Origin of the sequence: Liquorilactobacillus satsumensis, assembly GCF_964065465.1 — a bacterium.
Lineage (GTDB): Bacteria > Bacillota > Bacilli > Lactobacillales > Lactobacillaceae > Liquorilactobacillus > Liquorilactobacillus satsumensis.
Genome location: NZ_OZ061606.1, coordinates 2,449,748 through 2,466,586 on the forward strand (window position 1 = coordinate 2,449,748; position 16,839 = coordinate 2,466,586).

General features: G+C 42.0%; 13 protein-coding genes. All 13 read left to right on the forward strand.

Going from position 1 to position 16,839, the window contains the following annotated elements; translation table 11 throughout:
• Window positions 1-56: 56 nt before the first annotated feature.
• The 13 genes from AB3Y88_RS11520 (at window position 57) to dnaJ (ending at window position 16,807) form a co-directional block, all read left to right on the forward strand.
• On the forward strand, window positions 57-4,391 hold the full coding sequence (locus AB3Y88_RS11520; protein WP_228887881.1) for a PolC-type DNA polymerase III: 4,335 nt from the start codon (window positions 57-59) through the stop codon (window positions 4,389-4,391).
• A 144-nt stretch (window positions 4,392-4,535) separates the two neighbouring features.
• Window positions 4,536-5,009: a ribosome maturation factor RimP gene (gene rimP, locus AB3Y88_RS11525; RefSeq protein ID WP_056960219.1), complete on the forward strand. Its 474-nt coding sequence runs from the start codon at window positions 4,536-4,538 to the stop codon at window positions 5,007-5,009.
• Between the two features lie 25 nt (window positions 5,010-5,034).
• Window positions 5,035-6,147, forward strand: a complete 1,113-nt coding sequence (gene nusA / locus AB3Y88_RS11530; protein WP_056960221.1) for a transcription termination factor NusA — start codon at window positions 5,035-5,037, stop codon at window positions 6,145-6,147.
• A 16-nt stretch (window positions 6,148-6,163) separates the two neighbouring features.
• Window positions 6,164-6,469 (forward strand): RNase P modulator RnpM, encoded by a 306-nt coding sequence (locus tag AB3Y88_RS11535; protein WP_054756353.1) that lies wholly within the window; start codon window positions 6,164-6,166, stop codon window positions 6,467-6,469.
• Window positions 6,456-6,770, forward strand: a complete 315-nt coding sequence (locus tag AB3Y88_RS11540; protein WP_056960223.1) for a ribosomal L7Ae/L30e/S12e/Gadd45 family protein — start codon at window positions 6,456-6,458, stop codon at window positions 6,768-6,770. The genes AB3Y88_RS11535 and AB3Y88_RS11540 overlap by 14 nt, the downstream gene beginning before the upstream one ends.
• A 66-nt stretch (window positions 6,771-6,836) precedes the next feature.
• Complete coding sequence (gene infB / locus AB3Y88_RS11545) at window positions 6,837-9,179, forward strand: translation initiation factor IF-2 (RefSeq protein WP_228887882.1); 2,343 nt, start codon at window positions 6,837-6,839, stop codon at window positions 9,177-9,179.
• 30 nt (window positions 9,180-9,209) lie between these two features.
• Entirely contained in the window at window positions 9,210-9,566 is a 357-nt protein-coding gene (gene rbfA, locus AB3Y88_RS11550) for a 30S ribosome-binding factor RbfA (RefSeq protein WP_056960226.1), read from the forward strand.
• A 311-nt stretch (window positions 9,567-9,877) separates the two neighbouring features.
• Complete coding sequence (gene truB / locus AB3Y88_RS11555) at window positions 9,878-10,804, forward strand: tRNA pseudouridine(55) synthase TruB (RefSeq protein ID WP_228887883.1); 927 nt, start codon at window positions 9,878-9,880, stop codon at window positions 10,802-10,804.
• A gap of 1 nt (window position 10,805) precedes the next feature.
• Window positions 10,806-11,747, forward strand: coding sequence for a riboflavin biosynthesis protein RibF (ribF, locus tag AB3Y88_RS11560; protein WP_056960230.1), 942 nt, complete (start codon window positions 10,806-10,808; stop codon window positions 11,745-11,747).
• 112 nt (window positions 11,748-11,859) lie between these two features.
• Complete coding sequence (hrcA, locus tag AB3Y88_RS11565) at window positions 11,860-12,894, forward strand: heat-inducible transcriptional repressor HrcA (RefSeq protein ID WP_054756349.1); 1,035 nt, start codon at window positions 11,860-11,862, stop codon at window positions 12,892-12,894.
• A 15-nt stretch (window positions 12,895-12,909) separates the two neighbouring features.
• The gene (gene grpE / locus AB3Y88_RS11570) at window positions 12,910-13,536 is read left to right on the forward strand and encodes a nucleotide exchange factor GrpE (RefSeq protein WP_228887884.1); all 627 of its coding nucleotides are present in this window, start codon (window positions 12,910-12,912) and stop codon (window positions 13,534-13,536) included.
• Between the two features lie 28 nt (window positions 13,537-13,564).
• A complete protein-coding gene (gene dnaK / locus AB3Y88_RS11575) occupies window positions 13,565-15,421 on the forward strand; it encodes a molecular chaperone DnaK (protein WP_056960234.1) in 1,857 nt (618 codons plus the stop codon).
• Window positions 15,422-15,679: 258 nt separating this feature from the next.
• On the forward strand, window positions 15,680-16,807 hold the full coding sequence (dnaJ, locus tag AB3Y88_RS11580) for a molecular chaperone DnaJ (RefSeq protein ID WP_056960236.1): 1,128 nt from the start codon (window positions 15,680-15,682) through the stop codon (window positions 16,805-16,807).
• Window positions 16,808-16,839: the final 32 nt, after the last annotated feature.

Here is a 16,839-nt window from a genome sequence, read left to right on the forward strand (position 1 = left end):
AAATGAATGAATAATTTATTCCAGCCTTTTAGAGCTATCAAAGAAAGGAAAAACGAATGGAACTTGATAAAAAGACATTGTTTCAAAAATTGCTGGCGCAGTTAAACTGGGAACCGACAGCTGAACAAAATAAATACTTTGAAACGACAGAAATTACAAAGGTTGAAATTCATCGTCTTTCAAAACGCTGGGAGTTTAGTCTTAGAACCCAAAAGGTCTGGCCATTCGCTCTTTTCCAAGTTTTTTCGCAAAAATTACACACAGGCTTCTCTGAGATCGCACAAACTGATCTTAAAATACAAGCGACTGAGCAAGTGCTTGACAGTAAAAGAATTGCTGAGTATTGGGAGTGGGTTGTTAAAAACTGTGGAGTACATTCGCCTTTTGTGCAGGAACTCAAAAATGGGATGGTGCCCTATGTTGAACAAAAACGTGTTTTACTGCTAGCAGAAAATGAAATTATCAAGCATTTTCTGGTTAATCAGGCTTTAGGCCCGATTGAGGAGACCTATCAGCGGGTGGGGTTCCCGCAATTTGCAATTCATACGTTAATAGATGAGTCAAAGTCACAGCACAAAATTGCTGAATTTAAGCAGGAAAAGGCCAAAAATGATGCGAAATTAGCACAAAAAGCCGTTCAAGCAATTCAACAGCAGAATCAAAAGAAAGAAAACAGTCCAGTTAAAATTGAAGGGCCCGTGACGCTTGGCAGGAAGATTGATGCCAAAGAACAGCCGCGACAAATGAACGATATTACGGAGGAAGAGCGGTCAGTTATCGTTCAAGGATATATCTTTGACAAAGAGGTTAGAAGTCTGCGCTCATCTCGCAAATTGTTGATTATTAAAGTTACAGATTATAGTTCTTCGCTGGTAGTCAAAAAATTTTCACGTAACGAAGAAGATGAAGCTTGTTTTGATGCCATTCAAGAAGGGCAATGGGTAAAAATTCGTGGAAATGTCCAAGAGGATAGTTTCTTACGTGATTTAGTATTGAATGCATTTGATATTAACCAGATCAAGCACGAGCAACGCAAGGACTTGGCTCCAGCTGATCAGAAACGAGCGGAACTGCACCTGCATACAAATATGAGTATGATGGATGCAACTAACAGTATTACCGCTTACGTTGAACAGGCTGCTGCATGGGGACAAAAGGCAATTGCAGTTACAGATCATGCCACTCTACAGGCTTTTCCGGAGGCTCATACTGCCGGTCAGAAAAACAATGTTAAAATTCTTTATGGAGTTGAAGCTAACGTTGTAGATGATGGCACCCCAATTGCTTATAATGAGCAGCATGTTTCTTTAAAAGATGCAGTCTATGTTGTTTTTGATACTGAAACGACGGGACTTTCTGCTCGCTTTGATAAGGTAATCGAGCTTGCTGCCGTGAAAATGCAGCATGGGGCAGTCTTAGACCGCTTTGATGAGTTCATTGATCCGGGACATCCATTATCAAGAACAACAACTGAATTGACCAGTATTACTGACGCAATGGTCAGAGGTTCAAAGTCTGAAAAAGAAGTTTTTGAACTTTTCCAGGAATTTTGTCAAGATAGTATCATTGTTGGGCATAATGCGACTTTTGATGTCGATTTTATGAATACTGGATATCAAAGACAAGGCCTACCATTGATCGCAAACCCGTGGATTGATACTTTGCCATTTGCCCGCTTTTTGTATCCTCAGTTAAAAGGATTTCGACTGAATCGCTTGGCGAAAATGCTGAACGTTGAGCTTGAACATCACCATCGTGCGATTTATGATGCTGAAGCAACTGGCTATATTTATTTTGCAATGCTTAAAGAGGCTCAGGCAAAGTACCAAATTGAGTTTTTAGATCAATTGAATGCGCATGTAGGAGAACATGGTGCTTATAAGCATGAACATCCGTTTCACGCCACAATTATTGCAGCAACTCAAGCGGGTTTAAAAAATCTCTTTAAATTAGCCTCGATTTCAATGGTCAAATATTTTTACCGCGTGCCACGTATCCCGCGCTCGGTCCTTGTCAAGTATCGAGAAGGTCTGATTATAGGCTCAGCCTGTGCAAGTGGTGAAGTCTTTACTGCCATGATGCAAAAGGGATTTGCTGAAGCAAAAGAAAAAGCGCGTTTTTATGATTATCTGGAAGTGCAGCCCAAGCCCTTATATGCACCTTTAATGGAACAAGAACTTGTTAAAAACGAAAAAGATCTCGAAGAAATCATTAAGAATATGGTTGAATTGGGCGAACAGTTACAATTGCCGGTTGCCGCAACGGGCGATGTCCACTTCTTAAACAAAGAGGATGCTGTTTACCGCAAAATTTTGATTCATTCGCAGGGTGGGGCTAATCCGTTAAATCGTCTTAAACAGCTCCCTGATGCCCATTTCAGAACGACGGATGAAATGCTGGCAGAATTTAGTTTTTTAGGCAAACAAGCGGCTCAAAAAGTAGTTATTACTGGACCAGACGAGATTGTCAACATGACTGCTGAAATTTCACCAGTCAAAGATAAGCTGTATACCCCTAAAATGCCCGGAGCAGAAGACGAGATTCGAAATCTTGCGCTGAACCAAGCGCACAAATTGTATGGTGACCCATTGCCAAAGATTGTACAGGCACGTTTGGACAAGGAGCTCAAAAGTGTAATTGGTAATGGTTTCTCAGTAATTTATTTGATTTCACAAAAGTTGGTATATAAGTCAAATAAGGACGGCTACTTGGTTGGTTCACGTGGTTCTGTAGGCTCAAGTTTAGCAGCCACGATGACCGGAATTACAGAGGTTAATCCACTGCCGCCGCATTACCGTTGTCCTAAGTGCCAGTGGAGTCACTTTTATGAAAAGGGAGAATATGGTTCGGGATTTGATTTACCAGATAAAAATTGTCCAGAGTGTGCAACTCCTTTAATTAAGGATGGGCAAGATATTCCGTTTGAGACTTTCCTTGGGTTTTATGGTAACAAGGTTCCTGATATTGATCTTAACTTTTCGGGAGACTATCAGCCGGTTGCACATAACTATACTAAAGTGCTGTTTGGCGAAGGAAATGTTTTTCGGGCAGGGACAATTGGAACTGTTGCGGATAAAACTGCTTATGGTTATGTTAAAGCCTATGAAAGAGATACGGAACAAACTTTCCGTAATGCTGAAGTAGATCGACTGGCAAAGGGGGCAACAGGTGTTAAGCGGACTACTGGGCAACATCCTGCTGGAATTTTAGTTGTCCCGGATTATATGGATATCTATGACTTCACGCCAATTCAATATCCGGCTGATGACTTGAATGCAACTTGGAAAACAACGCATTTTGATTTTCATTCTATTCATGATAATATTTTGAAATTAGATATTCTGGGTCACGATGATCCTACGATGATTCGAATGTTGCAAGATCTTTCAGGTGTCAATCCGAAATCAATTCCAACCGATGATCCGGGCGTCATGCAGCTTTTTTCTGGAACTGAGATTTTAAAGGTCACGCCTGAGCAAATTGGTTCGAATACGGGAACGCTGGGAATCCCTGAATTTGGAACCCGCTTTGTACGTGGAATGTTGGAGGAAACTAAACCCAAGACATTTGCAGAGCTGCTCAAGATTTCTGGACTGTCGCATGGGACCGATGTTTGGTTAGGAAATGCCGAAGAGTTGATTAAAAATGGAACGGTTACAATGCCGGAAGTAATTGGTTGTCGTGATGATATTATGATGGATTTGATCCATATGGGAGTCGAAGCTGACCGTGCGTTCAAGATTATGGAACATGTGCGTAAGGGTCGTGGCATTCCCGATGACTGGCAAGCTGAGATGCGCGAGGCCAAGGTTCCAGAATGGTATATTGGTGCTTGTCTTAAGATCAAGTACATGTTCCCGAAAGCACATGCGGCGGCCTATGTGCTCATGGCGCTGAGGATCGCTTACTTCAAGGTCTATTTTCCGCTCTTGTATTACTCTGCTTATTTTAGTGTGCGCGCCGATGATTTTGATTTGCTTGCAATGTCGCGCGGTAAACAGGCTGTTAAAGATGCGATGAAAGAAATTACTGATAAAGGGATGGACGCTTCTACTAAAGAGAAAAATTTATTGACTGTTTTGGAGCTTGCTAATGAGATGCAAGAACGCGGCTTTAGCTTCAAAATGGTTGATCTCCAACATTCGGCTGTTTCAGACTGGTTGATCAAGGACAATTCCTTGCTTGCGCCATTTGACGCAATGCCAGGCTTAGGGACGAATGTTGCTAAGCAGATTGTTGCAGCGCGCGAAGAAAAACCATTCCTTTCAAAGGAAGATCTGGCTAAGCGTGGTAAGGTATCGAAGACCTTGATTGATTATATGACGGAAAATCACGTTTTAGATGAATTACCTGATGAAAATCAATTAAGTTTGTTTGATTCAATGTTTTAGACGTTAGGATTAGCTTGCTGTTCAGAATTTTTCATGTTATAATGGTTAATGGAATTAGATAACTCGTTGAGAGTGAGCAGCAATGCTCGCTCTTTTTATTGCAACTGCGAGCGTGTATCAGAATTGTAAAAAGGAGGTCAGTTTGTGAGTACCGTTGTAAAGACAGTTACCGAACTGGTGACACCTATCTTAGAAGAAAAAGATTTTGAGTTAGTAGACATTGAATTTGTGAAGGAAGGCAAAAGCTGGTATTTACGTGTTTTTATTGATAAACCAGCCGGAATTAACATTGAGGAGTGTGCCTTGGTAAGCGATCAGCTTAGCGAAGCCCTTGACAACTGTGATCCAGACCCGATTCCGCAAGCGTATTACTTGGAAGTTTCATCTCCAGGGGCTGAACGACCACTAAAAAAACAAAGTGATTTTGAGCGTGCCGTGCATAAATATATCCATGTTTCGCTTTACCGACCGTTAAATGGGACGAAGGTCTATGAAGGAACATTGGTAGAACTTAGTGATCAGTTCTTGAAGTTAGAGTATATGGATAAGACACGTAAAAAACAAATTGAAATTCCTCGCGATCAAGTCGCAAAAGCGCGTTTGGCTATCAAATTTTAGAATTCGTTAAGGAGTTAAGGTAAGAATGAGTAAGGAACTGTTGAATGCCTTAGATGCATTAGAAAAAGAAAAGGGTATTAAAAAAGAAGTTGTCGTTGAGGCCCTCGAAGCAGCGCTTGTCTCAGCATATAAGCGTAATTATGGCCAAGCGCAAAATGTCGAAGTAGAATTTGATAAGAGTGTTGGAGATATACATGTTTTTGCTGTTAAAGAAGTTGTCGAAGAGGTTTTCGACTCGCGCCTGGAAGTCAGTCTGGAAGAAGCTACCCAGATTAACCGTGCTTATGAAGTTGGCGACACAATTCGTTTTGAAGTTACACCGAAACATTTTGGACGGATTGCAGCGCAGACAGCTAAGCAGGTAATCATGCAGCGTGTGCGTGAGGCTGAACGTGGAATTGTGTATGACGAATATATTCAGTACGAAAATGAAATTGTGACCGGTGAAGTTGAGCGGCATGATCATCGTTATGTGTATGTTAACTTGGGCAGAGTCGAGGCGGTACTTTCACATCAGGATCAAATCCCTGGTGAAGAATACCAACCGCACGATCGCATTAAAGTTTACATTTACAAAGTTGAAAATACCGCAAAGGGTCCACAAGTATTCGTTAGTCGTTCACACCCAGATTTGCTTAAACGGCTTTTCGAACAAGAAATCCCGGAGATTTTTGATGGTACGGTTGAGATCGTTTCAATTGCACGCGAAGCTGGAGATCGGGCAAAGGTGGCAGTTCGTTCAAATAACGCAAGTGTTGATCCTGTTGGCACATGTGTCGGTCCACGCGGAGAACGCATTCAAACCATTGTGAATGAATTGAAGGGCGAAAATATGGATGTTGTTGAATGGAATGAAGATCCTGCTGAATTCATCGGTAATGCGCTGAATCCGGCAGAAGTTTTGGATGTTCATTTTAATCCTGAAAATGAACGGGCCTGCACGGTAGTTGTTCCAGATGATCAGCTCTCGTTAGCGATTGGCAAACGTGGGCAAAATGCACGGTTAGCTGCAAAACTAACGGGTTATAAAATTGATATCAAGTCTGAGTCTGATTATGCACAGTTACAAGATGAACTGGCGGCTAAGGTTCAGCAAACTGAAGCATCAGCAGCAGACAATCACGAAATTGAGGATTAGAAAGGGATGATCAGACATGGCGCGAAAGCGGAAAGTACCAATGCGTAAGGATATCGTCTCGGGTGAAATGAAACCCAAGAAAGAATTAGTGAGAATCGTAAAAAACAAGGAAAATGACGTCAGCATCGATCCAACTGGCAAAAAAGCAGGACGTGGTGCCTACCTTTCCTTAGAAGTTGCGGCAGCTAAGCAGGCGCAAAGTGAGCGTGTTTTTGATCAAGCTTTTGGAATAAAAATTCCGGCAGAATTTTATGAAGAGTTAGTGCAGTACGTAGACCATCAGGCTGCGCGCAAGGAGCTTTTCGGCGATGGGGCAAAGTAATAGTGAGCAGCAACGCGTTTTACAATTGCTGGGGCTTATAAGGCGGGCTGGTCAGCTCGTAACCGGTTCAGAGTTAGTGTTGCGCGGAATTCAAAAAGAACAGGTTAACTATGTTTTTGTGGCAAGTGACAGCTCCGCAACTACACGTAAGCAATTTACGGACAAATGCAATAGTCACAAAATTGAACTTAGCTTTGACTTCAACCGGACGCAACTTAGCGTAGCAATCGGGATTCAACGTTCTGTTGTGGCAGTTACAGGGAAAGGCTTCAGCAAAAAAATCGCGCAATTATTAAAGTGAATATCTGAAGAAGTTTTAGGCTGTTCTTTTACGATTTAGGAGCAGTTGAGATTGGAGCGTGAATGTATGGGAAAAAAGCGAATTTATCAATTGGCTAAAGAGCTGAACATCAGCAGTAAAGTGGTGATTGATGTTGCTCGACAAAAGGGGTTTACAGTCAGCAATCACATGTCGACGATTGGTGAGAATGAGGAAAGACAGTTACGTGAAAGTCTTTCGCAACAGCGTGGGAAAAAAGCTGTTAAAAATAATGCACCCAAAAATGAGCATCAGAAAAAAGATGTGCAGCGGCAAGCCCCAAGCAGTAATAAACAAATAAATCAGAATAAAGAGGCAAAACCAATTCAAAAACAGGCAAATAACAATCATAAGAGTGAACAACAGCGGACTACAAAGAAAACAACAACGCAGCAGCCACGTACTACGGCTGCAAAACAGGAAAATACGCGCAACAACAAGTCTCAACAAACGAGCACACAGACCTCTGGTTCGCGCTCAAGCGCAAATGAACGTGGGCAAAAACAGCGTTACGGTCAAAATAATTTTAGCCGAAATCGCTTTGGCAATAAAAAGAGACGTAAAAATCGCAAAAATGCACGTTATCAAGAAAGCAAGAAACCTGCAGTTCCACCACGTAAAAGCAGACCATTACCAGAAACGCTCGTGTATACTGTGGGGATGAATGTCGCTGAGATTGCGAAAAAAATTCATCGTGAACCTGCAGAAATCATTAAGAAACTCTTTATGATGGGTGTGATGGTTAATCAGAATCAGTCACTAGACAAGGATACGCTTGAGATTCTTGCAGCAGACTATGGTATGAATGCCACAGAAAAAGTTGAAGTTGATGTGGCTGACATTGATAAATTTTTCGAAGAGGAACAAGAGAATACAAAGCATGCTGTGATTAGACCACCTGTTGTAACTATCATGGGACACGTTGACCATGGGAAGACAACTTTGCTGGACAAGTTGCGTCACACACATGTCACTGAAGGTGAAGCTGGAGGAATTACACAGCATATCGGGGCTTATCAAGTTAAACATGACGGCAAGACAATTACCTTCTTGGATACGCCAGGACATGCGGCCTTTACAAATATGCGTGCCCGTGGAGCTGATATCACAGATATTACTGTATTGGTGGTGGCAGCTGATGATGGTGTGATGCCACAGACAATCGAAGCTATCAACCATGCTAAGGCTGCAAATGTACCAATTATCGTGGCCGTTAATAAAATTGATAAACCCGGTGCAAATCCTAACCATGTAATGGAACAATTAGCTGAATATGAATTGATCCCTGAAAACTGGGGCGGTGATACGATCTTTGTTGAAATTTCAGCTAAATTTGGTAAAAACTTAGATGAATTGCTGGATATGATCTTACTGGAAGCTGAGGTTCTTGAATTACGTGCCAATCCGAAGCAACATGGAGCAGGCTCTGTGATTGAGGCTCGTTTGGATAAAGGTAAAGGGGCAGTTGCCTCACTTTTGGTCCAACAGGGAACTTTACATGTTGGAGACCCGATCGTTGTTGGCAATACCTTTGGTCGTGTGCGGACGATGATCAATGATAAAGGGCAGCAGATTACTAAGGCCACGCCAGCTACGCCTGTTGAAATTACAGGCTTGAGTGATGTACCTGATTCAGGGGACCGCTTTGTCGTCTTTGATGATGAAAAGACAGCAAGGTCAGCTGGTGAGGAACGTGCTAAACGTGCCTTAATGAAAGAACGCAGTAATACTCATCATGTGACGCTCGACAACCTGTTTGATTCTCTTAAAGAAGGCGAATTGAAGGAAGTCAATGTGATTATTAAAGCTGATGTTCAGGGCTCTGTTGAAGCGCTTGCCGGAAGTTTGCAGAAGATTGAAGTTGAAGGTGTTAAGGTTAACATTATTCATGAAGCAGCAGGAGCAATTAATGAAAGCGATGTGACCTTAGCAGAGGCCTCAAATGCGATTATTATCGGCTTTAATGTTCGCCCAACACCGCAGGCTAAGAATCAGGCTGAAAATGATAAAGTTGACATTCGTCTCCATCGGGTTATCTATCAAGCAATTGATGAAGTTGAGACAGCGATGAAAGGGATGCTGGAGCCTGTTTACGAAGAAAAAGTTACGGGACAAGTTGAAATTCGTGAGACATATAAAGTCTCAAAGCTGGGCACAATTGGTGGTGGATATGTTACAGAAGGATATATTCAGCGCGATAGTGGAGTTAGAATTATTCGTGAAGGCATCGTAATTTACGAAGGGAAGCTGGCCAGCTTGAAGCGTTTCAAAGATGATGTTAAGCAGGTCAAACAAGGCTTTGAATGTGGTATCATGATTGAAAAGTACAATGACATTAAGGTCGGAGACCAAATTGAAGCTTTCATCATGCAAGAAGTTCCAGTTGAATAAAAAGTGTCCTTTAAGTAAGGAGGAGACGCAATGGCACAAAATTATCGAGTTGGTCGTTTATCTCAAGAGATTCAAAGAGAAGTGACAGACATTTTAATGAAACGAGTTCGTGATCCAAGGGTACAAGGGGTCACAATCACCGGGGTAGATGTCACCGGTGATCTACAGCAAGCAACAATTTATTACAGCATTCTTTCAGAGCTTGCTTCGGTGGGTGAAAAGACACAAATTGGTCTGGAAAAAGCAACTGGTTTGATCCGCAAAGAACTAGGGGCCCGGCTGAGCATCTATGTGACACCTGAGATCCAGTTTGTTCGGGATCGTTCGGTCCAGTATGGTGATCGCATTGACCAATTGTTAAACGATCTTAAACGCCCTGAAAAATAAATGATTAGTAATGAAGTTGTCTGTCTGGAATTTAGGCTGGTGATGAAAATTGGTAGCACATCAAGACAGAGAAAAATAACTAGAAACTGTCCCCAAGTCTGAGCAAGTGGTCTGGAGTTTTTATTCAGACTAAGGGACAGAATCAAAGACTAGTTTGAAAATGTTAAGAAGTGCCAGCAATGCTGAAACTGCGCTTCTATTAACTAACCGGATGGACTTCAAAATAAAAAGGGCTGAAACAAAACTTTTGTTTTGTCACAGTCCCTTTTTTTAGCGTTGTTTTTACTCTATTTCAAAGCGGAGGGTTATGCATGAATGGCATTTTGCCTTTATATAAAGAACGTGGAATGACAAGCAACGATTGTGTGTTTAAATGTCGTAAAATCTTTAAGATGAGAAGAATTGGACATAGTGGGACATTGGATCCGACGGTTGATGGGGTCTTGCCAATTTGTATTGGTAGTGCTACTAAGGTGGTTAATTATCTAATGGATTCAGGCAAAATTTATACGGGAGAGATTACGCTGGGATTTGCGACCACGACTGAGGATTTAGAAGGAGAGCGGGTGGCGCAACAAGACATTACGACACCCTTTAATGCGGCTGAGATAGCAGCGGCAATGAATAAATTGACAGGTGAAATGATCCAAATTCCGCCCCTCTATTCAGCAATTAAGGTCAAAGGTAGACGACTCTACGATTATGCGCGTGCAGGGGATCCAGTTGAACGCCCCAAACGTAAAATCCAGGTAGATTATTTCAAGCAAGTCAAGCCACCGGTTTTTGATGCGGAGAAAAAAGAACAGCGTCTTTATTTTGAAGTAGGCTGCGGTAAGGGAACGTATATCCGGACACTGGCGGTGGACCTCGGAAAAAAGTTGGGAGTGCCAGCTGTCATGTCTGATTTAACAAGGCTTGCAAGCGGTGGCTTTACAATTGGGCAGGCAATTACTTTGGAACAGTTGCACAAGGCAGCCGACGATGGTACGCTTTCACAGTACTTAGTAGGTGCCGATCATGCGTTACGGAAATTTCCGCACCATTCTTTGACAAGTGCGCAATGGAAAAAGGTTAAAAATGGGGGCTTTTTAAGTGAAGCAGAGCTGAAAGACTGTTTCCCAGCTCCACAGGTTGTATTAATGAATTCCGGGCGTGCACGCTGCATTTATCGGTTAAATTTAGAGAAAAACAGATATCAACCTGAACAAATGATTGATTTAGCTGAAGGAGAGCATTAACGTGCAAATAATTAAGTTAGAAGAACCATTTGACAAAGCACAAATTCCGGCTGGCTCAGTTGTGCTTGCGTTGGGCTTTTTTGACGGAGTTCATCGTGGACATCAGGCGGTAATTGAGACGGCACGGCAAGAGGCCAGAAAACGGGGAGTTAAGTTGGCGATTATGACTTTGACACCACATCCTTCAATTATCTTCCAGCATGTTCCCCCTGAAAAGGTAACTTATTTGACTTCCCTTGAACGCAAATTGCAGTTGTTCGCCCGTTTTGGAGCAGAAATTGCATATGTGGTTGCGCTCAACAGCCAGGTAAGTAAAATGGGACCGCAAGAATTTGTCGATAAGTATATGGTGGGTTTGCATGCACAAGCAATTGTTGCTGGAGAAGACTATACTTATGGAACTGAAAAGATTGCAAATATGGAGTTATTACCCCAATATGCCCAAGCGCGTTTTGCCGTAATTAAGGTCAGACATCTGAAGCAAATGGGGCAAAAAATCAGTTCAACCAGAATCAGAACCTGCTTAGATCACGGACAGATCACGCAAGCAAACCATTTGTTGGGGTATTGTTATGAAAATGATGGTGTGATTGTTCATGGCAAGCAGGTTGGGCGCACTTTAGGTTTTCCCACGATTAACATTTCAGTTGGTCAGGGTGAGCGTTTGCCGGCGGAAGGAATTTACGCCGTCAAAGTCCGGCTTTTAGGGAAAACAGTTGACGGGATGGCTTCAATTGGACGCAATGAAACCTTTGGCAGCAATAATGCTCCTACCTTGGAGATCAATCTATTGGATTTTTCTCAAATGGTTTATGGAGAACATGTTGTCGTGCAATGGCATCAATATCTGCGTGGTCAAGTTAAATTTCCAAATGCTCAAGCACTGATAGTGCAGTTGAAAAGGGATGAAAAAAATGTCCGCGCATATTTTGCGGCAAAATAATTTGTTTACTTGCGATAATAAAGCGCCATTTCTTGACATATTTTAAGAGTTCTTGTATATTAATAATTGACTTAGCACTCTATGATGCTAAGTGCTAATCGAGGTGATTGAATTGCTTACAGAAAGACAGTTATTGATTCTTGAAGCGATTATTCAAGATTATACCAATGCTGGAAGACCGGTTGGGTCTAAATTTTTGGAGCAGCAATTGCCGATGAATGTCAGTTCAGCAACGATTCGAAATGAAATGGCGGTCTTGGAGCATCTAGGCTTTATTGGTAAAGAACATTCTTCCTCAGGGAGGGTGCCTTCATTGAAGGGGTATCGATACTATGTTGATAATCTTGTCAAACCTGATGAGATTGATCAAAATGAGATCGAGAGCATTCGTTTGTCACTTGACAGTAATTATTACAAGGTTGATGAAATTATCAAGGAATCAGCCAAGATATTGTCTGAGATGACTAACTACACGGCAATTACGTTTAAGCCGGAGGTTAAGAATTTGCGCTTTCAAGGATTCAGAGTGCTTCCCTTAGGTAATCAGCAAGTCATGATGATTCTGATTACAAGCGATGGAAATACCGAAAGTCAGCTGTTCAATCTCCCGCGAGATCTCAGCGGAGATGAAATTGAGGCGGTTATCCGCGTCATTAATGATCGAATTGTTGGATTGCCACTTGATCAGGTGATTGCGCGGCTTCACGAGACACTTCCGTTGCTATTGCATTATGTGCAGCATCCACTTGGATTTCTTGATATTTTTGGGAGTATTCTTGAAAGGTCAGCCCAAGAACAGTTTTTTGTTGGAGGAAAGCTGAATCTGCTTAACTTTGTTGGTGACGGAGATGTTGAACAAATCAAGAAGTTATATTCTCTGATCGAGCGTTCGGATGACATTAACGAGCTGGTGGGTAACTCAGGACAAACGATCCAGGTTAAGATTGGCGATGAGCTGACGAATAGTTCACTAGCCAACTACAGCCTGATTTCAGCAACCTATGATGTTGCCCAACATGGTCAAGGATTAATTGCTTTATTAGGTCCGACAAATATGCCGTATTCGAAGATGATTGGCTTAATGCGTGCCTTTCGTGAGGAATTAACGCGGAAATTGTTGGATTATTACCATTTATACGAGGAATAGAAAAGGGGTGTTTGTTTGTCAAAGAAGAGTGAAAGCAGCGCGCAAGCAGATTTGCAAACTGATGAAAAGGTAAAAAAAACTGAGCCAGTTGTTGCTGAAGACCAGCATGAACAATCTGCACCAGCCGCAGAAAAAGATGCTGAAAACAGTTCAGAAAAGAAACCGGCTCAAGAAAAAAAGGTTGACTACCAAAAGCTTTATACTGAGTTACAGCAAAAATACGATAAATTAGAAGATAAGTATTTAAGAGCAGAAGCTGAGATGGCCAACATGCATACCCGGTTTAAAAAAGAGCAGGAAAAGCTTTTGAAGTATGATGGACAAGGCCTTGCTAAAGAGGTTCTGCCAGTAATCGATAACCTTGATCGCGCTTTGAAGATTGAGGTTACTGATGATGCTTCTAAGCAACTGAAGCATGGAATTGAACTGGTTCATCAAGATATGGAAAAGGCTTTGGGTGCCAACCACGTTACAAAAATTAAAGCACTTGGTCAAGCGTTTGATCCTGTCATTCATCAAGCTGTGAAAACAGTTCCGGTTGAAAAAGGACAAAAGCCTGAAACTGTTGTGGAAGTTTTCCAAGATGGTTATATGTTAAAAGATCGTGTGTTGCGACCAGCGATGGTTGTAGTCGCACAGTAAAAATAAATTAAAAGAGGTTGAGGATAATATGTCAAAGATTATTGGTATTGATTTAGGAACGACCAACTCTGCAGTTGCTGTTCTTGAAGGAAAAGAAGCCAAGATCATCACAAATCCAGAAGGTAATCGGACTACTCCATCCGTTGTTTCATTTAAAAACGGCGAGACTCAAGTCGGTGAAGTTGCCAAAAGACAGGCAATCACAAATCCAAACACAATTTCTTCTATTAAGCGCCATATGGGAGAAGCTGGGTACAAGGTCAAAGTAGAAGATAAAGAGTACACTCCTCAAGAAATCTCAGCAATGATTCTTCAGTATATCAAGGATTACGCTGAATCATACTTGGGTGAAAAAGTTTCGCAAGCAGTTATCACGGTTCCTGCATACTTTAACGATGGTCAGCGTCAAGCAACAAAAGATGCTGGAAAGATCGCTGGGTTGAAGGTTGAAAGAATTGTCAATGAACCAACTGCGGCAGCTTTAGCATATGGTTTGGATAAACTTGACAAGGATGAAAAAATTCTTGTTTTTGACCTTGGTGGTGGAACATTTGATGTTTCGATCCTCGAATTAGGTGATGGCGTGTTTGAAGTTCTTTCAACTAATGGGGATACGCATTTAGGTGGAGACGACTTTGATAATAAGATCATTGACTGGTTGGTTTCTGAATTTAAAAAGGAAAATGGGATTGATCTTTCAAATGATAAGATGGCAATGCAGCGTTTGAAAGACGCAGCTGAAAAGGCTAAGAAAGATCTTTCAGGAATTTCAACGGCACAAATCAGTTTGCCATTTATTACTGCTGGTGAGAATGGTCCCTTGCATTTGGAAAAGACACTTTCACGTGCCAAATTCGATGAATTGACGGCAGATCTTGTAGAACGGACAAAAGTGCCAGTTCGCAATGCTTTAAAAGATGCAGGATTAGCTAACAGTGATATTGATGAAGTTATTCTTGTAGGTGGATCAACGCGTATTCCAGCTGTTCAAGAAGCAGTTGAAGCTGAGACAGCACACAAACCAAACAAGACTGTCAACCCAGATGAAGCAGTTGCATTAGGGGCTGCAATTCAAGGTGGCGTGATTACTGGGGACGTTAAAGATGTTGTATTACTTGATGTTACCCCGTTATCACTTGGAATTGAGACCATGGGTGGGGTCTTCACTAAGCTGATTGATCGGAATACAACGATCCCGACAAGCAAGTCTCAGACCTTCTCGACAGCTGCTGATAACCAACCAGCTGTTGATATTCATGTTCTCCAAGGTGAACGTCCAATGGCTGCGGACAACAAGACACTTGGCCGCTTCCAGTTAACGGACATTCCACCGGCACCACGTGGTGTACCACAGATTGAAGTTAAGTTTGATATCGATAAGAACGGGATTGTAAATGTTTCGGCAAAAGATCTTGGAACAAACAAGGAACAAAAGATTACAATCAAGAGTTCTTCCGGCCTTTCTGATGAAGAAATCGAACGTATGGTTAAAGAAGCTAAAGAAAACGAAGCAAATGATCAGAAACGTAAAGAAGAGGTCGACTTGAAGAATGAGGTTGATCAATTACTCTTTACAACTGATAAGACTTTGAAAGAAGTCAAAGGTAAAGTTTCTGACGATGAGATTAAAAAAGCTGAAGAAGCTCGCGATGCGTTGAAGAAGGCCCAAGAAGCTAATAACGTTGAAGAAATGAAGACTAAGAAAGATGATTTGAACAAAATCATTCAAGATCTTTCGGTTAAACTCTATCAACAAGCACAGCAAGCTCAACAAGCTCAAGGCGGAGCAGATCAAAAGACTGATCAGACCGCAAAGGGTGATGATGGAAAGACAGTCGATGGCGACTTCAAGGAAGTTAATCCCGATGATAAGGATAAGAAATAGTCATTGCGCAGGTTAAACCGAAAGAAGGAAGATGTGACAGAAGTTAAGCATTCTTGCACACAGTGAATGATAAGTGTAGTCCGAATTGACTGCGATCAGCACGAGTGGTTGGCTGAGAGGAAGCGACTTTCTGAAACATTTCGATCGGTTTTATAGAAGGGCTGCCACAAAACATCAGTTTTGTCACAGCCCTTTTTATTTAACTTGCAGTATGGTACGCTTTAGTTTAGAAAAACTTCTTATGCATGGAGGAAAATAATGGCAGAAATCAGAGATCCATATGAGGTTTTGGGTGTATCGAAAGATGCTTCTGCTGCTGAGATCAAGAAAGCCTATCGCAGACTTTCTAAAAAATACCATCCTGATTTGAATAAGGAACCTGGTGCTGAAGAAAAATTCAAACAAGTTAATGAAGCTTATGAAATTCTGAGTGATCCGCAAAAGAAAGCTCAGTTTGATCAGTATGGTTCAATGGGCGGTCAGCAAGGCTTTGGTGGTAATTATCAAGGCGGTGGCTTTGGCGATTTCGGCGGCGGTTTTGAAGACATTTTCAGTTCGTTTTTTGGCGGTGGAAGTGGCAGTCGAAATCCAAATGCACCACGTCAGGGACGTGATTTGCAGTATGAAATGGACCTAACATTTGAGGAAGCAGTTTTTGGTAAAAAGACAAGTATTCAATATACACGTGAAGCACTTTGCAAAACTTGTAGTGGGAGTGGCGCAAAACCTGGGACTTCACCAGAGACTTGTTCCCACTGTGGTGGTAGTGGCTTTATGCGCGTAAAACGTGCAACCCCGCTAGGACAGGTTGTTACACAACAAGAATGTGAGTATTGCCATGGAAAGGGCAAGATCATTAAAGAAAAGTGTTCAACTTGTCATGGTTCTGGTCATACGCAAGAAAAACATGAGGTTGAAGTTTCAATTCCTGCTGGAGTAGAAGATGGCAACCAAATGCGCTTGCAAGGACAAGGCGAAGCGGGTCAAAATGGCGGTCCTTATGGTGACCTTTATATTGTCTTCAATGTTGCACCTAGCAAAATCTTTAAGCGAGACGGAGCACAAATTTACTTCACTATGCCGATCAGTTTTGTTCAAGCTGCTCTGGGTGATGAAGTTGATGTTAAGACTGTGCACGGTGATGTTAAATTGAAGATTCCTGCAGGGACTCAGTCAGGGACTGTCTTCCGTTTGCGCGGTAAAGGAGCACCGTTCTTGCGTGGCAAGGGGACTGGTGATGAAGAAGTCACTGTTACTGTAGCTACGCCTAAGGACTTAAATCAGAAGCAAAGAGAAGCGCTTAAGGCATTTGCGGAAGCAAGTGGTGAAAAAGTACGCGGTGAAGAATCGCTTTTCGATCGGTTCAAAAAGCGTGCAAAGCGTTAGTTAATAAAACTAGTAAAAAATCAAGGCTTTGA